Origin of the sequence: Phyllobacterium phragmitis (assembly GCF_002980495.1) — a bacterium.
Taxonomy (GTDB): domain Bacteria; phylum Pseudomonadota; class Alphaproteobacteria; order Rhizobiales; family Rhizobiaceae; genus Paramesorhizobium; species Paramesorhizobium phragmitis.
Window position 1 is genome coordinate 170,163 of record NZ_PVBR01000009.1, and the last position, 22,849, is coordinate 193,011.

The window sequence follows — 22,849 nt, forward strand, 5'->3', positions numbered from 1 at the left end:
GGCGCGCGGCCCCGATAAATATCTGAAGAAGAACGAAAAACGATGCCGTGTGACCATCTCGCTATTAACCCCGACCGCCTGCGCGGACTGCTCGAGGGCATCAACAGCTTCGGCTTCAATCGCCAGACGGGTGGATATAACCGGGTCGGCTATTCCGACGCCGATATGGCGGTCCGGGAATGGTTTATGGATCAGATGCGGGCTGCAGGACTGGTCATACACCGTGATGGCGTTGCAAACCTCTTCGGCCGATTCGGCCCGGCGGAGGGTCCCTGCGTCATGGTCGGATCACATCTCGACACGGTGCCGGAAGGCGGCGCCTTCGACGGTGCCCTGGGCGTGGCGGTCGCGCTGGAATGCGTGTGCGCGATCCAGGATGCCGGCCTTCTTCCAAAGTGCGCGATCGAGATCGTGGCGACAGCCGAGGAGGAAGGACGCTTCGGTGGCATGCTCGGCTCCCAATCCATTGCCGGCGTCGTGGATTCCAAGTGGCTCTCGCAGGCATCCGATGCCGACGGTGTCATGTTGGTTGATGCGATGGCGGTCCAGGGCCTGAACGCCAATGATGCGCTCGCTGCAAAGCGCAGCAGCGGCGACATCCGCGCTTTCCTTGAACTTCATGTCGAGCAGGGCCCGGTGCTGGAGAGCCGCTCCATGCCGATCGGCATCGCATATTCGGTCGCCGGCGTCCGTAATCTTGGTGTTCGCTTTGAAGGCGAAGCCAATCACTCGGGCACGACGCCGATGAACCTGCGTGCCGATGCTTTTGCCGGCCTTGCAGCGATCGGCACGGCCATACCGGGCATTATCGCCCGGTATGGACACGAGAATACGCGTGTTACGATCGGCAAGGCGGATTTGCGGCCGAATTTTATCCACACCATTCCCGGCGAGGCCGAGTTCGTCATCAACATTCGCGACACCGAAGCCGAGGGCATCGATTCGATCGACGCAGCCCTGCGGAACGCGATCGCTTCGGTCGCCCGTGCAAATAACCTCAAAGCCAGCATCGTGGAACAAAGCCGCATCGCACCGGTTCAACTGGATCGGGACCTCGCCACATTGTTCCATGAAGAAGCGCACAGGCTGGGATTGGAGGCGCTTGCAATGCCGTCGGGTGCGGGACATGACGCACAGACGATGCAGGCATCGTGCCCCTCGGCGCTGATTTTCGTGCCGAGTCGCGGCGGCATCAGTCATTCTCCGATGGAGTGGACCGACTGGGCGGATATCGAAAGGGGCGCCAATCTCATGCTTGCGGCGCTGGTGAGACTCAGCGGCAGCACCGGCTGATATAATCAAACAGCCGACCGGATGTTCAGATGTGAGAACCATCCTCTACACCGGTGCTCATGAGCTCCGCCAGCGTGGTCACCCGCGAAATGAGCTCGCGTCTTCGACTGGAAGGAAGGCTTGCAAAGCGCTGGGCAAACGCGTCGCCGAATACGCGCGGTGCATGAGAGATGAGTTGCTGCCCTTTCGCGGTGAGCCGCGTGAACACGATGCGGCGATCAATGTCTGATCTGTAACGCTGCACAATCACCCGCTGCTCCAGATTTTCCAGTACCGTCACGACGGTCGCCGGACTCAGATCCGCATGATCGGCCAACGCTTTTGTCGTCACTTCCCCGAGTTCCGCCACCGCCATGAGGATCACCAGCTGCGGCCCGGTCAGCCCAATGGATTTCGCCAGCGCGCGCGACTGCAGATCGTTGGCGCGAACGATGCGGCGGATCGATTTCAGCAAGCTGCGCGTTTCCTCCGGTGAGACGGCCTCAGCGAGCGTGGGGGATGAAAATTTTTGGCTCATGGCGTTTTATTTGACTTCAAATCATTTGAACTCTAACTATATGGACCTGTGAATGCAATTTGGCAATGAACAATGGAGGATATGGATCCGCCGATGTGCGGCATTTGTGGTGAAGTAAGATTTGATGGCGTCGCGCCATCCGTTTCAGCGATTTCGAAGATGATGGACGCCCTTGCGCCAAGGGGCCCGGACGGCTCGGGCATTGTTTCCCATGGCAGCGCGGGTTTCGGCCATCGGCGGCTTCGCATCATCGACCTGTCGGAAAAAGCTCAGCAGCCCATGGTCGATTCGATGCTTGGCCTGACGATCGCTTTCAACGGTTGCATCTATAATTATCCGGAATTGCGCCGCGAACTGGAGGCGGAAGGCTACAGCTTCTTCTCGCAGGGCGATACGGAAGTGATCCTCAAGGCCTGGCACGCCTGGGGCAGGCGATGCGTTGAACGTTTCAACGGCATGTTCGCCTTCGTCATTCAGGAGCGCGACAGCGGCCGTATCATCATGGCGCGCGACCGCTTCGGCATCAAGCCGCTCTACCTCGCCCACTCGGGCCGGAAGCTGCGCTTTGCCTCATCGCTGCCCGCATTGCTGAAGGCGGGAGATATCGATACGTCGATCGACCGCGTGGCGCTGCATCACTACATGACCTTTCATGCCGTGGTGCCGCCACCGCGCACCATCATCAATGGCGTGCGCAAGCTGCCGCCGGCAACCGTCCGTATCATCGAAGGGGACGGACAGTTCTCCGACCATGTTTATTGGGATCCGCCCTATCAGCGCAATCCGGCCGAAAGCGGCATCTCCAGTGAAGAGTGGCGCGACCGAGTGCTGGAAGCGTTGCGGCTGGCGGTGAAACGGCGCATGGTGGCCGATGTTCCGGTGGGCGTCCTGCTCTCCGGCGGCGTCGATTCCAGCCTGATCGTGGGGCTTCTTGCCGAGGCAGGTCAAACAGGATTGATGAGCTTTTCGGTCGGCTTCGAGGAAGCCAATGGCGAGAAGGGCGATGAGTTCGTCTATTCCGACTTGATCGCCCGCGAGTTCGGAACCGATCACCACAAGATCTTCGTTCCATCGGAGCGCCTGATGGACGCGCTGCCGGGAACCTTCGCGGCGATGTCGGAGCCAATGGTCTCATATGACAATGTCGGGTTTTACCTTCTGTCGCAAGAGGTCTCCAAGCATATCAAGGTGGTGCAATCCGGGCAGGGTGCAGACGAAGTATTCGGCGGTTATCATTGGTATCCGCCATTGGCCAATTCCAACGATTTGGTGGGCGATTACACCAGCGTCTTCTGCGATCGCTCGCACGAGACATTGAAACGCCAGCTTGGGCAGGATTGGATTGACGGCGAAGATTACAGCCGCGAATTCGTCGAAGCAGAACTCATGCGCGCTGGCGCCGATACACCGGTCGACCGCGCGTTGAGGCTCGATTCCAATATCATGCTCGTCGACGATCCGGTGAAGCGGGTGGATAACATGACGATGGCCTGGGGTCTGGAGGCCCGGGTGCCGTTCCTCGATCACGAGTTGGTGGAGCTTGCCGCCCGCATTCCACCAGAGGAAAAGCTGAAGGACAATGGCAAGGGCGTGCTCAAGGATGCGGCCCGCCTGGTCATCCCTCACGAGGTGATCGATCGCAAGAAGGGCTATTTCCCGGTTCCGCAGCTCAAATATGTCGACGGTCCCTATCTCGACATGGTCCGCGATGCCTTGACGTCCGCTGCGGCGCGCGAGCGCGGCCTGTTCAGGGAGGACTATCTCGAAACATTGTTTGCCGCGCCGGCAGAGCACATTACGCCGCTGCGCGGCTCGGAACTGTGGCAGGCGGGACTGCTCGAAATGTGGCTCCAGACGCACGGGATTTAGCGAGATGACAAAAGCTGTCGGTACGCGAAACAGCGGGAGGAGCGAAGGAGCACTCGACCATCGTCTAAGGCGGCTGCGTGTTCATTCGATGAAGGCGCCGATCGACAATGGCGGCGATGCTGGAGACCTGGCGCGCAAATCAGTCGTGCTCGACTGCGGATGGGGCCGTCTGATTTTTGCGCAGACCTTTACGAGCAACCAGGAAATCGTCGATGCGCTGCGCCAGGAACGGCAGGATCAGCGTGACATCGCCTTTTATGTGCGCGACCCACATGTCCTTTTGACGCTAGCGCCAGAGGAGACTTTTCTCGACCCGTCACATACCTACCGGCTTGACCTGTCGACCTACCGGGTTAGCAGACGACAGCCGAAAGGCTTCTTTGTTCGCCGGCTTGCCTCGGAAGCCGACGCCAAGGCGGTCAACGCGATCTATGCATCGCGCGGCATGGTGCCGGTCTCACCCGATTTTTTCTGGGCGAAGCGCGACAGCCGCTCGCTCACCTATTTCGTTGCCGAGGAGGAGGCGACAGGCGAGATCATCGGCACCGTCACCGGCGTGGATCACCATCGGCTGTTCAACGATCCCGAACGCGGCTCCTCGCTGTGGTGTCTAGCGGTCGATCCGCAGTCCAGGCATCCGGGAATCGGTGAGGTGCTGGTGCGACGGGTCTCCGAGTATTTCCAGGCGCGTGGCGCAGCCCATGTCGACCTTTCGGTCCTGCACGACAATGAGCAGGCGATCGGGCTGTACGAAAAACTGGGATTCCGGCGTATTCCAGTCTTCGCGGTCAAGCGGAAGAACCCGATCAACGAGAAGCTCTTCGCTACTCCGCTGGAAGAGTACGATGCGCTCAACCCGTATGCCCGTATCATTGTCGATGAGGCGCGGCGGCGCGGCGTTCACGCGGAAATCACCGACGCGGCGGGCGGATTCTTCCGCCTTACCTATGGCGGACGCTCGATCCACTGCCGGGAGAGCTTGTCGGAGATGACGTCGGGCGTTGCCGTTTCGATCTGCGACGACAAGGCAGTGACACGACGCATCGTCTCGGCAGCCGGGCTCGAAGTGCCGGAGCAGATCACCGCGGATGATGAAAACGCGATCGCGGAATTCCTGGATTCGCACAAGACAGTGGTGGTCAAGCCTGCACGCGGCGAGCAAGGCCGCGGCGTATCCGTTGGCCTGACCAGGACGGAGGATGTGAAACAGGCCGTGGCCGAGGCGCGTGAAATCAGCGAACGCGTGCTAATTGAGGATTGCTTCGACGGGCAGGATCTGCGGCTGGTCGTGATCGATCACAAGCTGGTCGCGGCGGCGGTGCGACGCCCGCCATGCGTGCTGGGGGACGGCCAGAGCAATCTGAAGGCGCTGATCGAACTGCAGTCCCGGCGGCGTGCGGCGGCCACCGCCGGCGAAAGCACGATCCCTATCGATGACGAGACGCAGCGCTGCCTCGCCGCGTCGGGCAAGACGCTGGAGACCATTCCCGCCGCAGGCGAAGAAGTCCTGGTGCGCAAGACCGCAAATCTCCATACCGGAGGTTCTATCCATGACGTAACAGACATCGTGCATCCAAAGCTGGTGGAGGCAGCCTGCCGCGCATCGCAGGCAATCGACATACCTGTCACCGGGATCGATTTCATGGTCAAATCCCCGTCACAGCCGGACTATGTATTCATTGAGGCGAACGAGCGACCCGGGCTGGCCAATCATGAACCGCAACCGACCGCCGAACGCTTTCTCGACCTGCTTTTTCCGCTGTCGCGGGCCCGGCGAACCCAGGAAGCGTCCAACAGAACGGCAATTGCATGAGCAAGCTCAATATCGATGCGGACTATCTGCTGGGCCAGCTAAGGACAATACTATCGATCGACAGTCCGACCGGCTACACCGATAACGCCGTACGCTACTGCAGCCGTGAACTGGAGCGGCTCGGACTAAAGCCGGAACTGACGCGCCGCGGAGCGATCCGCGCCGTGAGCCAAGGCGGCAGGCGCGAGGGCGCCCGCGCAATTGTCTCGCATATCGATACGCTCGGCGCCCAGGTAAAGGCGATCAAGTCCAATGGCCGTCTCGAACTCGTGCCGATCGGCCACTGGTCGGCCCGCTTTGCCGAGGGGGCCCGCGTCACGATCTACGGATATGAGAAGATCCTCCGGGGCACGATCCTGCCGCTCAAGGCTTCGGGCCACACTTTCAACGAGGAAGTGGATACCCAGCCTACCGGCTGGGGTTTCGTCGAACTGCGTATCGATGCGCCGACGACCAGCGCCGAAGAAACGGTCGCATTGGGTATCGATATCGGCGACATTGTCGCGGTCGATCCGCAGTCGGAATTTCTGGACAACGGCTTTATCAACTCTCGTCATCTCGACGACAAGGCAGGCGTGGCGATCATGCTCGCCACCATCGAAGCGTTCGAGCGCTCAGGCGCTGTCGCTCCTGTCGATGTGCACTGGCTATTCACCATCGCTGAAGAGGTCGGCGTCGGCGCCTCCTCGGTGATCAGGCCCGATGTCGCTTCCCTTGTGGCTGTCGACAATGGCACCACCGCGCCAGGCCAGAACTCTTCCGAGTTCGGCGTGACCATTTGTATGGCCGATCAATCCGGCCCGTTCGATTATCATCTCACCAGGCAACTCACGGAGCTATGTCAGAAGAACGGAATCAAATACCGGAAGGACATTTTCCGCTATTACCGCTCCGACTCGGCCTCCGCGCTTGAAGCGGGCCATGACATCCGAACGGCACTCGTCACCTTCGGTATCGATGCTTCGCATGGTTACGAGCGCATTCACCTCGATGCACTCCGCTCGGTGGGCGAGTTGCTAACGCATTATGTGACAAGTCCGATCGAGATCGCCCGCGATACCGAGGAATTTTCTGACGTGCAATCCTTCCCGAGACAACCCGTGCCGAAAACCAAAAGCAAGATTTAGAGAACCGGCTACAGATGCATGCCGTGCCGGCAGCCTTTGGTCTCATCCCTTCCGACCGGGATGGATAGGTGGCTTCGCTCTTTAGGCGGTCAGGCGACTTCATCCGTGGCAAATGTCGGGAGAACCACAGCCTTCGTTCCAGCTGGGACGCGACTGTAGAGATCGATGATATCCTGGTTGAACAGACGGATGCAGCCCGAGGATACCTTTGTACCGATCGTCCAGGGTTCCACTGTGCCATGCAGTCGATAGAAGGTATCCTGACCATTCCGGAAGAGATAAAGGGCGCGGGGGCCGAGGGGGTTCCTTGGCCCGCCTGGCAGGCCGCCTTTGAGGGGACCATACCGGTCAGGCTCTCGAGCGATCATGTCCGGCGTTGGTCGCCAGCCCGGCCATTCCTTCTTCGCAGCAATCGTGGCCTCGCCCTGGAAATTGAAGGCCTCGACCTTGCCCACACCCACGCCATAGCGAAGCGCCCTATCGTTTTCCCCGACGAGGTAGGCAAAGCGCTCATTGGGATCCACCACTACCGTGCCCGGCGCATAGGATGATGCGTAGGACACTTCCTGGCGAAAGAATTTCGGGTTGACGTTCGTCAGATCGACAGCAGCGATCGGCCACGGCTCCGAAGTGATCGAGCCATACATCGAGCGATAATACTGATCTTTGACCGGGCTAAACGCCTGCGGCTTTATCGAAACTGATTCATTTGTGATGCAGCCACCGAGAGCAAACGGCAGTCCTACTATCACTGAGCGGCGGTTGATTGACATGTTCGATCCATACTCCTTTGATTCCGCCATCAAGCCGCATGGCGCCGCTACTGTCTATCGGTTATGATGGAATTGCAGCCATAACCAGGAGATATGCATGGATATCAACGCGGCGTTGCGGGCCTTCGTGAGAACCGTCGAAAAAGGGTCGATCACCGGTGCGGCCAAGGATCTCGCCATCTCACAGCCGGCTGTCACGAAGCACCTGAGGAATTTGGAGCGGCACGTCAACGCCAGACTGCTCGAGCGCAGCAATCGAGCCGTGAGGCCGACAGCGCAAGGGTTGGCCTTGTACGAAACCAGCCGGGTGGCGCTCGCATCCATCGAAGCTGCGCTCGAAGGCGTCCGTCGCGATGTCGGCGAGATGCAGGGGACGCTTCGCATCTTTGCCCCCTCATGCATCGGCGCGCAGCACCTGGACCGGATCGTGATGGAATTCCAGGACGACCACCCCCTCGTCTGCGTTGATCTGGTGCTCGACAACCGCCACGTTGATCTTGTCTATGAGAATTTCGACCTGGCAATTCGCTATGACAAACCGGAGAATCAGGATGTGATCGCGCGGCGGATCGGGCTGGTGAAGCGCATCCTCGTAGCATCGCCCAAATTTTTGGAGTCGGTCGGCCTTGTCGAATCGGTGGAGCGCCTGACCGATCTCAATATCGTGACGACAATGGTCGTGCTGTCAGCCCGCAATACGCTAACCCTGTGTCGGGGAGAGGAGACGTTCGAGATTCCCGTTCGTCCGAGCTTGCGAACGAACAATTCGCAGGTGATTACCCGCAGCCTGAGGAGCGGGCGTGGAGCGGGACCGGTCCAGGTGATCCTCGTGGCCGATGATCTCGCGGCAGGCACGCTTATTCATATCCTGCCAGACTATGCACTCCGACCAACGGAGATGTTCCTCACATACCCCTCGACGCGCTTTATGAGGCCGACCGTTCGGGCTTTCATTGATTTCCTTGTCCTGAAACTAAGAAAGATCGAAGGCATCGACTGATATCCGGTCCTGCAAGCTGCGTATCTGACTTTCCACCCCTCGCCTGCGACCAAGGCTGTGCATCTCTGTAGAAATTGCCGTGGAAATATTGACATACTACCATGGCAGCATTAGAGCATTGCCAAACTGGCGATTGACCGCGAATGGTGGAATGCGGGAGGAACTCTGATATTGATAGCAGTCCGTGTGCGTGCGCCGCATTCTCTTGAGGTTATCGAGGCTGATCGCGCCGAGCCCGGCCCGGATGAAGTACGGGTCAAGGTTTCAAGCGCCGGAATTTGCGGTTCCGACATCCATATCCTTCATGGCTCCAATCCCTTCGCCAAATATCCGCGCGTGATCGGCCACGAATTTGCGGGCACCATCGCCGCAACAGGCGCTGCCGTCACCGCGCTCTCCGTGGGCGACAATGTCGTCGTCGACCCGGTCATATCCTGCGGTCATTGTTATGCCTGCCGCGTCGGGCGCTCCAATGTCTGCGCCAATCTGGAGGTGCTGGGCGTCCACCGCGATGGCGGTTTCCGCTCGCAAGTCGTCGTGCCGGCGGCCAATGCGGTGAAAGTCTCCAAGAGCTTGCCGATCTCAGTTGCGGCACTGGCCGAACCGTTCTCGATTGCCGCCAACGTGCTTGTCCGCACCGGATGCGACGAGCGCGATACCATCCTTATCTACGGTTCCGGCACTGTCGGGCTGACCGTCCTGCAAGTCGCCAAGCTGAAGGGTGCGCGGGTCATTGTCGCGGATCCGGACAAGCGACGCCTCGAGCGCGCGGAACAATTCGGCGCCGACCGGCTTCTCCAGTCGGGCAAGGACGACGTGCCGGCAAGTGTCGCCGGTGAAAATGACGGATTGGGGCCGACGCTGGTTATCGACGGCGCAGGCGTCCCAGCGCTTCTGGAAGAGGCCTGCCGCGTGGCAAGCCCGGCCGGGCGAATCGGAATTCTCGGCTTTTCGCCGGCCCCCTGCAATGTATCGCAGCAGGAGATCGTCAAGAAGGAACTGACGCTCGTCGGTTCACGGCTCAGCCGCCGGCTTTTGCCCGAGGTGATCGGCTGGCTGGAAAGCGGGCAATTGAAGCCGGAAGCGATGATCACCCAGACGTTCAGCGGCAGCGATGCGAAGGATGCCTTCGCACTGATCGAACAGGCTCCGGAAAAAACGGTAAAGGTACAGCTGGATTTCAGTTGACGTGCGGTGCAAGCCGCTGAACCAATATGGCCACCGGTGTTCGGTAGGCACAACAAGGGAGGATAGCATGATCAAGACGAACCTGAAGAGACGCGGCTTTCTGGCCGCAATGCTTGCGACCTGCGTTACCCTGGCGGCTTTGGCGCCGGGCCTCGCCGAAGCCAAGACACTGAAGCTCGGCCATCTCGGCAATGAGGACAATTCCTGGCACAAGGCGGCGCTGAAATTCGCCGAAGAGGTGAAGGCCCGCACCAATGGCGAACTCGAAGTGCAGGTCTTTCCGAACGAGCAACTCGGCAAGGAAACCGATCTCATCAAAGGTCTGCAGCTTGGAACGGTCGATTTCACCATCACGGGCGAATCCCTGCAGAATTGGACGCCCTACGCTTCGCTCCTCGCCGTTCCCTATGCGCTCCGCGACAGCGAGCATATGCGCAAGGTGGTCGAGGGACCGATCGGCGAGAAGATCGCCGCCGAAATTGAAGCCAAGGCCAAGCTGGTGCCGCTCACCTGGTTCGAACGCGGTCCGCGTGAACTGACCTCCAACAGGCCGATCAAATCACCCGACGATCTCAACGGACTGAAGCTGCGCGTGCCGAATGTCCCGCTGTTCGTCTCGGTTTGGGAGGCGCTCGGCGCCAAGCCGACGCCGATGGCTTTCTCGGAAGTCTTCACCGGCCTGCAAAGTCATGTCATCGACGCCCAGGAAAACCCCCTCGCATTGATCCGCTCGGCAAGCTTCTATGAAGTCCAGCGCTATGTGAATATGACGGATCATGTGCGCAGCTGGATTTACCTCGTCGGCAGCCAGCGCCTGATGAACGGCCTGAGCGATGAGCAGCGCAAGGCTGTGATGGAAGCCGCCAAGGCGGCACAGGCTTACGAGCACGAGCTTTTCCTTGCCGATGAAGAACGCTTCAAGAGTGAGTTGGAAAGCAAGGGCATGGAGTTCGTCGAGGTCGACAAGGCGGCATTTGCGAAAAAAGCAAAGGCGGCGGTGGTCAAGGCGCTCGATCCGAGCGTCGTGCCGCTCTATGAAGAGATGCTGGCCGTCAAGTAAGCGTCCAAGCTGTTCGAAATGCGGGCCGCCCTAGAGCATCCCGCTTTCAGGTGGAAACGCCGAAAGCGGATAAGGTGCTCTAGATTCAAAGTGCTAGAGCGTCCTTTGCGCGTTCAATTGAACACGCGGCGCTCTGGTCTCCGGGCGGCCACCTTTTCAAGGATCTGATACCATGAAAAACCTGTTCGGGAAAATCATCGAGGGCGTTGCGGTTCTGTGCAGGGTCGGCACGGTTATCGCCTTTGCCGTGCTGATCGTCATGGTGACCCTGCAGGTTCTGGGCCGCGTTCCCGGGATTGCGGCTCCGATCTGGACGGAAGAAGTGTCGCGCTTCGCCCTGCTCTATCTGGTCGCGTTCTCCTGCGGCCTTGCCGCGCTGGACGGGGAACTGGTCAATGTCGATCTCTTCACAGCAACCCTGCCCGTCAAGGTGCAGGCCGCCATCGACAAGCTCGTGGATGTCGCCGTGATCGTCTTTTCGCTGGCGATCATTCCCGGCGCCTATGCCTATGTCCTCAACAGCTTCGGCGAACGGGCCCGCTCGTTCGATGCGCCGATGGTCATCGTCTATATCACCATCCTCATCATCCCCGTCTCGCTTGCCTTCTTCTATCTCGCCCGGCTCCTCGGCTTCGGCAAACCGATGCAACATCAGGAGACGCTGTAATGCTGGTCGCAGCCCTTTTCGGCACCTTTATCATCTGTCTGGCGCTCGGCGTTCCCGTCGCCATCACACTCGGCATTTCCTCGGCGGTCTACCTGTTTCTGGCCGACATCGACCTGACGGTGGTCTCGCAGTTCATGTTTTCGGGTATGGACAGCTTCGTGCTGCTTTGCATCCCCGGTTTCGTGCTGGCCGGCAATCTGATGAACAATGGCGGCATCACCGACCAGATCGTCCGCTTCGGCAATGCCCTTGTCGGCCATATCCGGGGCGGGCTTGGCCTTGCCAACGTCACCGGATCGATGATCTTCGCCGGCATCTCCGGAACGGCCGTGTCGGAGACCGCTTCGATCGGCTCGGTGATGATCCCGGCCATGAAGAAATCCGGCTATGGCGCAGGCTTCGCCTCGGCGCTGACCGCCGCGGCGTCGACGGTCGGCCCGATCATTCCGCCCTCGGTGCCGATGATCATCGTCGGCACGCTGACCGGCCTGTCCGTCGGCCGCATGTTCCTTGCCGGCGCCATCCCCGGCCTCATGATGGGCCTTGGCATGATGCTGACGGTCTACATCATTGCCCGGATGCGCAATTACCCAAAGGGCAAATGGGTCGGTTTTCGCGAGGTTTTTGTCTCCGGAAAGGCCGCCTTCTGGGCGGTGCTGATGACCGTGATCATCCTGTTCGGTATTGTCGGCGGCGTCTTCACACCCACCGAGGCGTCGATCGTCGCCTCGCTCTATGCGTTTGCCGTCGGCCTCTTCATCTATAAAGGCTTCAGGCTCCGCGACGTGCCGCGTATCATGCTGGAATCCGCCGTCGGCTCGGGTGCGCTGATCCTTTTGGTCGGCCTCGCCAATGTGTTCGGCTGGATCCTCACCAGCGAGCAGATCCCGCAGATGATCGCCGGTGCGATGCTGTCGGTGACGGACAACAAATATCTGATCCTGCTGATGATCAACGTGCTGCTTCTCTTCGTCGGCACGTTCATGGAGACGATCGCCGCGCTGATCATCCTGTTTCCGCCGCTGCTCGCGGTGGCGCTGCAGGTCGGCATCGATCCGGTGCAATTCGCCATCATTGCCATCATCAATCTGATGATCGGCCTGACCACCCCGCCGGTCGGCATCTGCCTGTTCGTCGCGGGAAATATCGGCAAGGTGCCGCTCAGCGTCATCAGCCGCGAGGTTCTGCCCTTCATCCTCAGCAATCTCATCGTGCTGATGCTGGTGACCTTCATTCCGGCGCTGTCCCTGTGGCTGCCCTCCATTTTCTTTGATTGAGCACGATATGACCCAGAGACTTGACAGTGAAACGCTGAAAAATGCGAAGGCTCGCCTTCCCGGCTTCGACAGAGCGAGATTAACGCCCGGCATCGTCCATATCGGCCTCGGCGCTTTCTTCCGCGCCCATGGCGTCGTCTATAATGACGATGCAATCGAGACCGATCCGGCGGCGCACAATGGCTGGGGGATCATCGGCGTCAGCTTGCGCAGCCCTTCACAGCGTGACAAGCTTGCGCCGCAGGATGGCCTCTACACCACGGTGGAGCGTTCGGCTTCCGGCGACCGACCGCGTATCATGGGATCGCTGCTGCAAGCGATCGTGGCGCCGGAAGATCCCAAGAGTCTCGTCGATACTCTGGCCGATCCCGGCATTCGCATCGTGACCATCACGGTCACCGAAAAGGGCTACTGCCATGATCCGGCGACGGGACGGCTCAATCCGGCGCATCCCGATATCGTCCATGATCTGGAACATCCCGAGCGGCCCATGTCCCTCCTCGGCTTCCTCGTCGCCGCGCTGAAATTACGTCGGGAGCGCGGGATTGCCCCGTTCACAATCATCAGCTGTGACAATCTTCCTTCCAATGGCAAGCTGCTGCGCGGTCTCGTCCGCGATTTCGCCGCGCTCCGTGATGATGGCCTTGCCACATGGATCGAGAGCACGGTCGCTTTTCCGAGCACGATGGTCGACCGCATCGTTCCCGCTTCGACCGATGATGATCTGGCGTTGACCCTCGATCTCACCGGTTTGCAGGACTTGGCGCCGGTCATTCACGAGCCTTTCCGCCAATGGGTCATAGAGGATGTTTTCGGTGCGGCGGAGCGGCCTGCCTGGGAGCGCGCCGGAGCCCAGTTCGTCGCCGATGTCGAGCCGTTCGAACTGATGAAGCTGCGCATGCTCAACGGTTCGCATTCGGCGCTCGCCTATCTCGGCTTCCTCTCAGGCTTTCAGACCATATCGCAGACAGTGGCCGATCCGGCGTTCAGGAATTTCCTCGCCGGTCTGTGGCGCGACGAGATCATCCCGACCGTGCCCACGCCTGATGGAACCGATCTTGAAGCCTATGCGGGCCAGTTGCTCGAGCGCTATTCAAACCCCGCCATCAGCCATCGCACCGCGCAGATCGCCATGGACGGATCGCAGAAGCTGCCGCAGCGCATCCTCGGCACCATCCGCGACCGGCTGCAGGCCGGCCAACCATGGGACCGCCTTGCGCTGATCGTCGCGGCCTTCATCGCTTACACCAGCGGCACGGACGAAAAGGGCCAGCCCATCGACGTCAAGGACCCGCTTGCCGACCGGCTTAAGGCGGACGGGCAGGATCCCGCCGCCCATGTGCGACGCGTGGCATCCATCGAAAGCATATTCGGCACCGACCTCGGAAAAAACGAACAGTTCCTGGACGGGGTTGAAGCCGCCTATCGCAAGCTTTTGGTCGATGGCTCGCACGCGGCGGTCAGCGCAATCAATCAGACGGCGGAATAGGACAAATGGCAGACCAGATCGACGCAACCACCATGGAAGAATCTTGCACCATGGAAGAAACCTGGCGCTGGTTCGGGCCCGACGATGCCTGCGAGCTCAAGCACATCCGGCAGGCCGGCGCGCGCGGCATCGTCACCGCGCTCCATCACATTCCGTATGGTGAAATCTGGACGACGGACGAGATCAAACGCCGTCAGGCAATCATCGGCGCCGATCCCTCGCTCGGACTGGAATGGCGCGTGGTCGAGAGCCTCCCGATCCACGAAGACATCAAGATCGGCGCCGGCAACCTGACGCCGCTGTTCGATCATTACCGGCAGTCATTGCGCAATCTCGCGGCCTGCGGCCTGAAAATCATCTGCTATAATTTCATGCCGATCCTCGACTGGACCCGCACCGAGCTTGCCGCACCCCTGCCCGGAGGCGGCACGGCGTTGCGCTTCAACCGGCATGAATACGCCGCCTTCGATTGCTACATGCTGAAACGGCCGGGCTCGGAAGACGAGCAGGACAGCATCACCCTCGACAGAGCGCGGGCGTGGATGGCCGCGTCTTCGGAAAGCGACCGCGAAAAGCTGCTCGCCAATATCATGGCCGGCCTGCCCGGCGCCTATGCCCGCTACGATGTGCCGGGGCTGCGCGCCATGCTCGAGCGCTATCATGACGTTTCGCGTGAACAGTTGCGCGAGAATTTCGCCCGCTTCCTGCGCGAAGTCATACCGACAGCCGAGGAGGTAGGCATCCGGCTTTGCGTGCACCCCGATGATCCGCCGCGCCCGCTTTTCGGACTGGACCGGATCGTCTCGTCTGCCGACGACATCGATTTCATTCTGTCGGCGGTCCCCTCGCCCTCCAACGGCCTGACGCTGTGCTCCGGCTCGCTTGGCGCAAACCCGGCCAACGATATTCCAGCCATCGCCGAACGCTTCGCCGACAAGATCCATTTCGCGCATCTGCGCAATGTGAAAAAGGATCCGGACGGTTCGTTCATGGAGGCCGATCATCTCGGCGGCGACACCGACATGGTCAAGCTGGTGCGTGTTCTGCTGCGCGAATGCCGCCGCCGCAAGGACGAAGGCCGCGCCGACTGGCGCATCCCCATGCGCCCCGACCATGGCCATGAACTGATCGGCGATCACACACGCAAAACCCATCCAGGCTACCCGATCATCGGCCGCCTGCGCGGGCTTGCGGAACTTCGCGGCGTGATGGCAGCTGTTGCGGCGGTGGATTGAGTCTGTCAGGGCTAGCTCGAAACAGCTCCCCCCTCGCCGTCATTCTCGGGCTTGTCCCGAGAATCTACCGTGGCTGATCGGCCAGGACCGTATTTGCTTCTCTTTTTTCTTATGGCAGATTCTCGGGACAAGCCCGAGAATGACGGCAAGAAAAGGGGCGTTGTCCTGCCAGTGTCTCAATTAAACCATGACAGACTCTAGCACCAGGGAGAGGATATTTGTCAGTTCATCGGGCAGCAGACTGGACCAGTCCCATCGATCCGAAATCACCGATCGGGACGCAGGTTCACAGCCAGATAAAGCGGGCGATCCTGATGCTCGAACTGGCGCCGAACGAAGCCTTGAGCGAAAAGGAACTGTCGCTGAAGCTCGGCATCAGCCGTACGCCGGTGCGCGAAGCGCTGATCAAGCTGGCAGATGAAGGGCTGGTCGATATCTTTCCGCAGCGCGGGACCTATGTTTCGCCCATCCGGGTGGCGGAGGTGCTGGAAGCCCAGTTCATCCGCGAGGCTCTGGAAATTGCCGTCGTGCGCCGGGTCGCGCAAGATGCCGATGCGGCCTTTGCCGCCCGGCTCGATGAGCAGTTGCGGTTGCAGAAACAGGCCGCAGACGCTAGGAACCTCGATGATTTCATAGCGCTCGACGACCAGTTTCACCATGCATTCTCCGATATCGCCTCGTTGCCGCGAAGCTGGAAGGTCATACAGTCGGTGAAAAGTCAGCTCGATCGGGTCCGTTATCTGAGCCTGCCGCAGCCGGGGCATATCGAGCAGCTTTACATGCAGCATTCCGATATCGCCGCGGCGATGCAGGCGAATGATTCCGATCTGGCCGCCCGGCACATGAAGACGCATCTGCGGGAAGTCTTCCGCTCGATCGACAAGCTCGTCAAACAGCACCCATCGCTGTTCGGAGAGAAGGCTGGCGGGCCGGCGAACCGTCCGGCCCGGTAAAGAATTCCGGACCATGGGAATGCCGGACCGGCCCAAGCCGATCCGGCTATAATCGCTACGATCTCAGGAAGGTGAGCAGATCGGCGTTGAGCTGCTCCTTATGGGTGTCGGCAAGGCCGTGCGGCGCGCCCGGATAGACCTTGAGCTCGGCATGCGGAACCAGCCGCTTCGAAGCGCGAGCCGCAGCGTCGATCGGCACGACCTGGTCGTCGTCGCCATGGACGATCAAGGTCGGCTTGTCGAACTTCTTCAGATCCTCGGTGAAATCGGTTTCCGAGAATGCCTTGATGGAGTCATAGGCGTTCTTGTGGCCGGACTGCATGCCCTGCAGCCAGAACGAGTCGATCATGCCCTGGGAAACCTTCGCGCCGGGCCGGTTGAAGCCGAAGAACGGGCCGCTGGCGAGATCCTGATAAAGCTTCGAGCGGTCGGTGATGCTGGCGGCGCGAAGTCCGTCGAAAACATCGATCGGCAGACCGCCGGGATTGGCATTGGTCTTGAGCATCAGCGGCGGCACCGCCGAGATCAGGCCGATCTTGGCGACCCGCCCGGTACCGTGCCGGCCGATATAACGCGCCACCTCGCCGCCGCCGGTCGAAAAGCCGAAGAGCGAGACGTTCTGGAGATCGAGCGCCTCGATCACCTGCGCCAGATCGTCGGCATAATGATCCATGTCGTTGCCGTCCCAGGGCTGGCTGGACCGGCCATGGCCGCGCCGGTCATGGGTGACGACGCGGAAGCCGTTCGACGCGAGATGGAAAGCCTGGGACTCCCAGCTGTCGGAACTGAGTGGCCAACCATGGCTGAGGACGACGGGCTGACCCTTCCCCCAGTCTTTGTAATAGATCTCGACGCCGTCGCGGGTGGTGATGGTGCTCATGGTTCTTGCTCCTTGTGTTCGGGTTGCTTGTGCTTGGGTTTCAGGGGTGGAGAGAGTATGTCCGCCGGCCCTTGCGGTCGCGGCGGCAATAAGGGGAAACGCGGCGATGCTCGCGCCGGCGAAAAGAATCCGCCGCCGGGAGACGATACCCGCGCGCTCGGGCTGATCAGACGAAATCACGCTCATGGCTGCTCCTCAATCAGTTTTATTGCTACACGATTTAATCGTGCACGATATAAATACATCGTCATTTGCCGATGTCAAGCGCTTGCGATAAGATCGTGTGCGATATATATGCACGATCAAGTGATGAGGTGCGCCATGCCCAGACCCGAAGATGACCACAAGCCGGACGATGCCCTGAAACTGGGCGATTTCCTTTGTTTTGCCGTCTACTCCGCCAATCACGCGTTCAACCGCGTCTACAAGCCCCTGCTGGACAAGCTCGGCCTGACCTATCCGCAATATCTGGTCATGGTCCTGCTCTGGACGCAGGATGACCAGACGGTCGGCAATCTCGGTGAAAAGCTGTTTCTTGAATCAAGCACACTCACGCCTCTGCTCAAACGGCTGGAAGCGCTGGGGCACATCAAGCGCAGCCGCGATCCCGTCGACGAGCGCCAGGTACGGGTACAACTGACCGACAAGGGCCGAGCACTCCGCGAAAACGCGCTGGATATCCCGCCGTGCATCCTTGATGCCTCGGGGCTGGAGGCCGGGCAAGCCAACCGGCTGCTGAGCGAGATCACCGCACTGCGGAATGCCCTGGAACGCTATAAGTAATGAGAGCAGCCCCCCGGCAGTCGAGGATGCATCAAAGAAGGCGCCGATCAACTACGCCAAGCGCCTGATCCCTGCGCGCCAGAAGACATGGCCACCGACTGCGCCGCTGAACCCCAATCCGGCAGCATAAACGGCAACGATATCGTGAAACGGATTCGAGGCAGTCGCAAGCACTCCGACCGCGCCTGTCAGCGCTCCACCGATCATATAGGTGATCGGTCCCGGATGCCCTGCTGCCATTTCCTTTGCGCTATGCGCCTGGCTGACGGAGGTTTCGCAGCCCCGGGTCTTCTATTTTTCTCCATTCCGGGCCTGGGAATTCGCGCTTGGAGGCCTCGCCTCCATGACGTTGTCGGAGAGCTGGGCGAAGCGATCGCCGCTTTCGCCTCTGGTCGGCTGGCTTGGCCTCGCCCTGATCATGGGATTCTATCTGACCGTATCGGAGCAGTCCTCCTTCCCCGGTTTCATCGCTCTGGCGCCGGCGGCGGAAACCGTCATGATACTGGGGCTGCAAGGGCTTGACGACGGGTGCCGGCATTCGATGATCGGGTATGCGAAAACACCTGTGTGGGCGAACTCCTGCCGCAGATCGGGACCATGCAGGGCGATGAAATCCATCTCTTCGATGGCCCGTATTATCTCGATGAGCGCCTGGTCAGTTAACCAGTCTTTCAGTAGACAATGTAATTCTGGTAGATGAAATGATGAACGCCATCTCAAACGAGTACGCCGGCCCTTGCAACACCTGATCCTTGCCGACCAGCTGATGGCCGTGCGCCGCAGCATGCTTATTTCCATTCCGGTGAGTTTTGTTCTCGGTCTGACGAGCCTGCTCGTAGCCATCTACTATGGGAACGGACTGGCCGGATTGTGGTGGTTTCTCGCATCGAGCCTCGCCAACATCGGCCGGGTCGTTCTGTGCCGCTTTCCCGTACGGCTTCTCGATACCGATAAACCCGCCGAACCAAAGAACCTGGATCCATCGTCTGTAAAGCAGCATCTCTTCCTGCAATCGATCTCAGCGGCGGTATCGGGTGTGGTCTGGGCCTTCATTGCCGTTCTGTGCGACGGCTACACAGCCCCGCAAACGGTGTTCTACCTGACCGTCCTGTGCGGAATTACAGCAGGCGCCATAACCCACGGCTTTGCCTACGCGCGAATGCCGGTTTGTTACATTGTTCCAGTCCTTTTGTCCGTCGCCGGTTGCCTCATCTATGCCGGCGGATTTGACCATTACTGTCTGGCAGCAACGACCATACTTTATCTTGTCGCCCTGACACGTGCGGCATGGGAAAGCGAAGGATTGTTTCGGCAATCCAGCAGGCTGAAGAACGAGGCGACCGCCATGGCGGAATCCCTGGAAGCGGCCAAGGATCAGGCGACCAAAGCCGCTGCTGAAATGGAGTATCGCGCTACCCATGACGCATTGACCGGTCTCCTCGACCGCAGCGGGTTTATGCAGGAAGCCGCATATTTCTCATCTTCGGGCACAACAGGGCTCGTGCTCATGCTTCTCGATCTTGATGGCTTCAAATCGATCAATGACGCTTTCGGTCATAAAGCGGGAGACAGGGTTCTCGTCGAAGTCGGCAGAAGGCTCCGTCAAAGTCTCCAGGACCATGTTCTGGTGGCACGTTTGGGAGGAGACGAGTTTGCCGTTCTGTTCGACCCGGCACTTTGTGAGGAGACACCTTCGATCCTGGCTGCCAAATTGATCGCGACAGTCTCCATTCCATTCGCCAGCTTCGACGCCGGACGGATTGGCGTCAGCATCGGGGTTTGTCCATCCGGCCAACTTGATGTCGATGAGATGCTGGTCCGTGCCGACGCGGCTCTCTATCGAGCCAAGGCACAGGGACGCAATCGGCATTATGTCTTCGACGAAGACTTGCGCAATCACCTCGCGATGAAACGCGATATAGAGCGGGACCTTGCCAATGCGATAAGCAATGACGCATTGGAGGTCTGGTTTCAGCCTATTCTTGGCGAGGGGGGACGCAAGCTAACGGACCTCGAAGCTCTCGTACGCTGGAACCATCCCAGACATGGCTGGGTTCCCTCGGCCGATTTGGTAACAGTCGCCTCGTTTTCCGGACTTGCAGAACCGCTTTTCCGGTACATCCTGAAGGATGTGTGCGCAATGATGCAAACATTGCGCGCCATGAACCTCGGGCATTTGCGGGTGGCGATGAACATCTCTCCGCGCGAGATCTCTCAAATCGGGGTCGACAATCTGATCATTGCAAAACTCCACAAACTCGATCTTCCCGCCTCCATGCTGGAAATCGAGATCACCGAGGATACCGCGAAAGATATTCAATCGGTGCAGAGCAAGCTTAGTGCTTTGGCCAAAGCGGGCGTGCGAATTGCCGTCGACGATTTCGGGGTAGGTTATTCCTCGATGTCCTCACTTCGACAACTGCATGTCGATCGCATCAAGATCGATCGCTCCTTTGTCCATGGCATCGCCAACTCGACCGACGATCGCAATGTTGTTCAATCAATCCTCACCCTCGGAAAATCGTTCGGAATCGAGGTGGTCGCCGAGGGTGTCGAGACAGAGGCGAGCCGAAACATATTGCGGCAACTTGGATGTTCGATCATGCAGGGTTATTATTTTGCAAGGCCAATGCCCCACCACGAAGCCATCAAATGGATAAATCAATCCAGATCCTTCGTGGAATGAATAGTGCATCGAGGGCTGCTCACCGGAACCAAATCCGGCACCGGTGAACGTGCATGCCTCGTTCTCTCAGGCGGCCAGTTTCAGCAGGCCGAGAGCATCGTCCAGCGCAATCTCGCCCTTGCATCTGCCGTTCCCGACTGGCGCTTCGCCGCGCTCGATGGCGTGAGCAAACTGGACCGCCGGATCATCCTCCAGCTTCTCGAAAAGCACCTTGGTCACAACAATCTTGACGCCGCATCGGCGTGGCCATCTGCCCGTGGCCCTGATGGACTGGCTTTATCGCAACAAAGCGGCCTGAAAATGCCCGGGACTGTCAGTCCTCCACCAGCTTGACGCCGTTCATCTCCGCCACGACGTCCGAGAGCATGGGCACATAATGCTCTCCGTGGCCGGTGCCGACCGCAAGCGCATAGGAATTGCGCACGGCGGAGCCGACCGGATTGGCGAGACCGGCGGCATTGGCGAAAGAGGCGAGATAGGTGGTATCTTTCAGCGCGTTGACCAGCGTGAACTTATGCGCGTCGCGGTCGCGTTCGAGCACATATTTGAAGAAGGTCTGGTAGAACAGGCAATCCATGCGGCCACCACGGATGACGCTGTCGAACACCTCTGGCGTCAGCCCCGCATGGGCACCGAGCGCCAGCGCTTCGGAATAGATCGCCGCATAGCCCAGAGCGAGGAAATTATTGAGGAGCTTCATCGTGTGGCCGGTGCCAATGGGCCCGGTTTTGATGATACGCTGGGAAAAGGCCTCGAGCACCGGCCAGGCGCGCTCGATCGCCGCCGGATCGCCCCCGACCATCACATCGAGCGTACCCGCTTCCGCATCGCTGGGCGTGCGGCTGAGTGGTGCATCGATCAATGTGATGCCCTTGGGTGCAAGCTCGGCGGCAAGCTTGAGCGTCGAGGACGGTTCGGAGGTCGAGCAGTCGCAAATGAGCAGCGGCTTGCCTGCGGACGCCAGACCCTGCGGACCGTTGATGACGGCTTCCACCTGCGGGCTGCCGGTAACGCAGATCACGACGATGTCGCTCTTTTCGGCAAGGTCGCGCGGACTCTTGGCCTCAGCTGCGCCGCGGGCTTTCAAATCTTCCACCGGCGCGCGGTTGCGATTTCCCAGCACGGTCAAGGGCCAGCCCTTTTCCACGATATTCCTGGCCATGCCATGGCCCATCAGCCCGACGCCGATAAAGCCGATCCGTTCCTTGCTCATGTGATAACTCCTCCAGTTCGCAGCGCCCTCAGATTCAGCTTCAGTCTAGCCGAGAAAAGTAACGGCCGTCACCATGCGTCAGGGAAGCTGCGCGCCCGTTGCGGTGACATAGATCGAATAAACGGATTTCGTTGCTGTGATGAACAATCTGTTGCGGCGCGGGCCGCCAAAGGTGAGGTTCGCCACGACCTGCGGCACCCGTATCTTCCCCAGCAAGGTTCCATCCGGTGCAAAGCAGTGCACGCCATCGGCGGCGCTGGTCCAGACATTCCCCTCCGTATCAACGCGCATCCCGTCGGGTACGCCTTTGTCGATAGTGCAGAACACCCTGCCATTGGTCAGACGTCTGCTGCTATCGATATCAAAGACGCGGATGTGGCGTGGCAGGGTTTCATCATTGCTCCCCGATGAATCGGCAATGTAGAGTCTGGTTTCATCAGGCGAGAAGGCAAGCCCGTTCGGCTGGACGAAATCATCCACGACGGATTCGAGCGTTCCCGCATCGGGATCGAGACAAAAGACATTGCGCGCGGCCTGTTCCGGTTCCGCCTTGTAGCCCTCGTAATCGGAAAGAATGCCGTAGGTCGGATCGGTGAACCAGATAGAGCCGTCCGAACGCACGACCACATCGTTGGGCGAATTGAGGCGCTTGTTCTGATAGCTGTCGGCAAGGACAGTGATCGATCCGTCGATTTCGGTACGCGTCACGCGGCGCGTGCCATGCTCGCATGAAACAAGTCTGCCCTGCCGGTCGCGCGTGTTTCCATTGGTGAAATTGGAGGGCGTGCGGAAGGTTGAAACGCCGCCATCCGGAACCCATCGCAGCATTCTCTGGTTCGGAATGTCGCTCCACAGAAGACAACCCATATCGGCAAACCAGACCGGGCCCTCCGCCCACCGGCAGCCGGTATGGAGTTCCTCCAAATCAGCATTCTTGACGATAAGGTGACGGAACCGTTGGTCATGGATCTCATAGATTGGATTGTGCAGCATGCGCCTGCTCCTCGTAGAAATTATCAAAAACAC

20 protein-coding genes and 2 pseudogenes are annotated in these 22,849 nt (G+C 59.7%); 16 read left to right on the forward strand and 6 right to left on the reverse strand.

Annotated features, from left to right (window positions below; genetic code table 11):
* Positions 1 to 42 precede the first annotated feature (42 nt).
* Positions 43 to 1,293, forward strand: coding sequence for a Zn-dependent hydrolase (locus C5748_RS14345; protein WP_105742608.1), 1,251 nt, complete (start codon positions 43 to 45; stop codon positions 1,291 to 1,293).
* Positions 1,294 to 1,318: 25 nt separating this feature from the next.
* Here the strand turns inward: C5748_RS14345 and C5748_RS14350 are convergent, their stop codons facing one another.
* Entirely contained in the window at positions 1,319 to 1,747 is a 429-nt protein-coding gene (locus C5748_RS14350; protein ID WP_245581799.1) for a MarR family winged helix-turn-helix transcriptional regulator, read from the reverse strand.
* Between the two features lie 156 nt (positions 1,748 to 1,903).
* Between C5748_RS14350 and C5748_RS14355 the strand changes: the two genes are divergently transcribed.
* The 3 genes from C5748_RS14355 to C5748_RS14365 are packed head-to-tail and all read left to right on the forward strand — an operon-like array spanning position 1,904 to position 6,619.
* Entirely contained in the window at positions 1,904 to 3,679 is a 1,776-nt protein-coding gene (locus C5748_RS14355; protein ID WP_105742646.1) for an N-acetylglutaminylglutamine amidotransferase, read from the forward strand.
* 4 nt (positions 3,680 to 3,683) lie between these two features.
* Positions 3,684 to 5,492, forward strand: a complete 1,809-nt coding sequence (gene ngg, locus C5748_RS14360) for an N-acetylglutaminylglutamine synthetase (RefSeq protein WP_105742610.1) — start codon at positions 3,684 to 3,686, stop codon at positions 5,490 to 5,492.
* Entirely contained in the window at positions 5,489 to 6,619 is a 1,131-nt protein-coding gene (locus C5748_RS14365) for an osmoprotectant NAGGN system M42 family peptidase (RefSeq protein ID WP_105742611.1), read from the forward strand. The genes ngg and C5748_RS14365 overlap by 4 nt, the downstream gene beginning before the upstream one ends.
* An 89-nt stretch (positions 6,620 to 6,708) precedes the next feature.
* Here the strand turns inward: C5748_RS14365 and C5748_RS14370 are convergent, their stop codons facing one another.
* Positions 6,709 to 7,392 carry a L,D-transpeptidase gene (locus C5748_RS14370; protein ID WP_105742612.1) on the reverse strand — a complete coding sequence of 228 codons (684 nt, stop codon included), beginning with the start codon at positions 7,390 to 7,392 and terminating at the stop codon, positions 6,709 to 6,711.
* Between the two features lie 97 nt (positions 7,393 to 7,489).
* Here C5748_RS14370 and C5748_RS29495 point away from each other — a divergent pair.
* From C5748_RS29495 to C5748_RS14410, 9 genes and pseudogenes are all read left to right on the forward strand, one after another.
* A pseudogene (locus tag C5748_RS29495) lies at positions 7,490 to 7,615 on the forward strand (helix-turn-helix domain-containing protein); the annotation flags it as partial.
* A gap of 141 nt (positions 7,616 to 7,756) precedes the next feature.
* Positions 7,757 to 8,392: a substrate binding domain-containing protein gene (locus C5748_RS14375; protein ID WP_425350253.1), complete on the forward strand. Its 636-nt coding sequence runs from the start codon at positions 7,757 to 7,759 to the stop codon at positions 8,390 to 8,392.
* Positions 8,393 to 8,563: 171 nt separating this feature from the next.
* Positions 8,564 to 9,580, forward strand: a complete 1,017-nt coding sequence (locus C5748_RS14380; RefSeq protein WP_105742614.1) for a Zn-dependent oxidoreductase — start codon at positions 8,564 to 8,566, stop codon at positions 9,578 to 9,580.
* A gap of 67 nt (positions 9,581 to 9,647) precedes the next feature.
* Positions 9,648 to 10,640, forward strand: coding sequence for a TRAP transporter substrate-binding protein (locus tag C5748_RS14385; protein WP_245581800.1), 993 nt, complete (start codon positions 9,648 to 9,650; stop codon positions 10,638 to 10,640).
* A gap of 172 nt (positions 10,641 to 10,812) precedes the next feature.
* A complete protein-coding gene (locus C5748_RS14390; protein ID WP_105742615.1) occupies positions 10,813 to 11,307 on the forward strand; it encodes a TRAP transporter small permease in 495 nt (164 codons plus the stop codon).
* Complete coding sequence (locus C5748_RS14395) at positions 11,307 to 12,584, forward strand: TRAP transporter large permease (RefSeq protein ID WP_105742616.1); 1,278 nt, start codon at positions 11,307 to 11,309, stop codon at positions 12,582 to 12,584. The genes C5748_RS14390 and C5748_RS14395 overlap by 1 nt, the downstream gene beginning before the upstream one ends.
* Before the next feature lie 7 nt (positions 12,585 to 12,591).
* Positions 12,592 to 14,073: a mannitol dehydrogenase family protein gene (locus C5748_RS14400; RefSeq protein ID WP_105742617.1), complete on the forward strand. Its 1,482-nt coding sequence runs from the start codon at positions 12,592 to 12,594 to the stop codon at positions 14,071 to 14,073.
* Positions 14,074 to 14,123: 50 nt separating this feature from the next.
* On the forward strand, positions 14,124 to 15,308 hold the full coding sequence (uxuA, locus tag C5748_RS14405) for a mannonate dehydratase (protein ID WP_105742648.1): 1,185 nt from the start codon (positions 14,124 to 14,126) through the stop codon (positions 15,306 to 15,308).
* Positions 15,309 to 15,526: 218 nt separating this feature from the next.
* Positions 15,527 to 16,261 (forward strand): GntR family transcriptional regulator, encoded by a 735-nt coding sequence (locus C5748_RS14410; RefSeq protein WP_245581801.1) that lies wholly within the window; start codon positions 15,527 to 15,529, stop codon positions 16,259 to 16,261.
* Between the two features lie 55 nt (positions 16,262 to 16,316).
* Here the strand turns inward: C5748_RS14410 and C5748_RS14415 are convergent, their stop codons facing one another.
* Positions 16,317 to 17,327, reverse strand: coding sequence for an alpha/beta fold hydrolase (locus C5748_RS14415; RefSeq protein ID WP_105742618.1), 1,011 nt, complete (start codon positions 17,325 to 17,327; stop codon positions 16,317 to 16,319).
* Between the two features lie 135 nt (positions 17,328 to 17,462).
* Here C5748_RS14415 and C5748_RS14420 point away from each other — a divergent pair, with 135 nt between their 5' ends.
* From C5748_RS14420 to C5748_RS14430, 3 genes are all read left to right on the forward strand, one after another.
* The gene (locus tag C5748_RS14420) at positions 17,463 to 17,924 is read left to right on the forward strand and encodes a MarR family winged helix-turn-helix transcriptional regulator (protein ID WP_105742619.1); all 462 of its coding nucleotides are present in this window, start codon (positions 17,463 to 17,465) and stop codon (positions 17,922 to 17,924) included.
* A 528-nt stretch (positions 17,925 to 18,452) separates the two neighbouring features.
* On the forward strand, positions 18,453 to 18,587 hold the full coding sequence (locus C5748_RS29220; protein WP_280953483.1) for a hypothetical protein: 135 nt from the start codon (positions 18,453 to 18,455) through the stop codon (positions 18,585 to 18,587).
* A gap of 73 nt (positions 18,588 to 18,660) precedes the next feature.
* Positions 18,661 to 20,610: a putative bifunctional diguanylate cyclase/phosphodiesterase gene (locus tag C5748_RS14430; protein WP_245581802.1), complete on the forward strand. Its 1,950-nt coding sequence runs from the start codon at positions 18,661 to 18,663 to the stop codon at positions 20,608 to 20,610.
* Positions 20,611 to 20,676: 66 nt separating this feature from the next.
* On the opposite strand, the gene C5748_RS28210 is transcribed toward C5748_RS14430, so the two are convergent.
* From C5748_RS28210 to C5748_RS14440, 3 genes and pseudogenes are all read right to left on the reverse strand, one after another.
* Complete coding sequence (locus tag C5748_RS28210) at positions 20,677 to 20,829, reverse strand: hypothetical protein (RefSeq protein ID WP_158259862.1); 153 nt, start codon at positions 20,827 to 20,829, stop codon at positions 20,677 to 20,679.
* A gap of 94 nt (positions 20,830 to 20,923) precedes the next feature.
* Positions 20,924 to 21,829: pseudogene (locus C5748_RS14435) on the reverse strand (NAD(P)-dependent oxidoreductase); the annotation flags it as partial.
* Between the two features lie 72 nt (positions 21,830 to 21,901).
* A complete protein-coding gene (locus C5748_RS14440) occupies positions 21,902 to 22,816 on the reverse strand; it encodes an SMP-30/gluconolactonase/LRE family protein (protein ID WP_105742622.1) in 915 nt (304 codons plus the stop codon).
* Positions 22,817 to 22,849 lie beyond the last annotated feature (33 nt).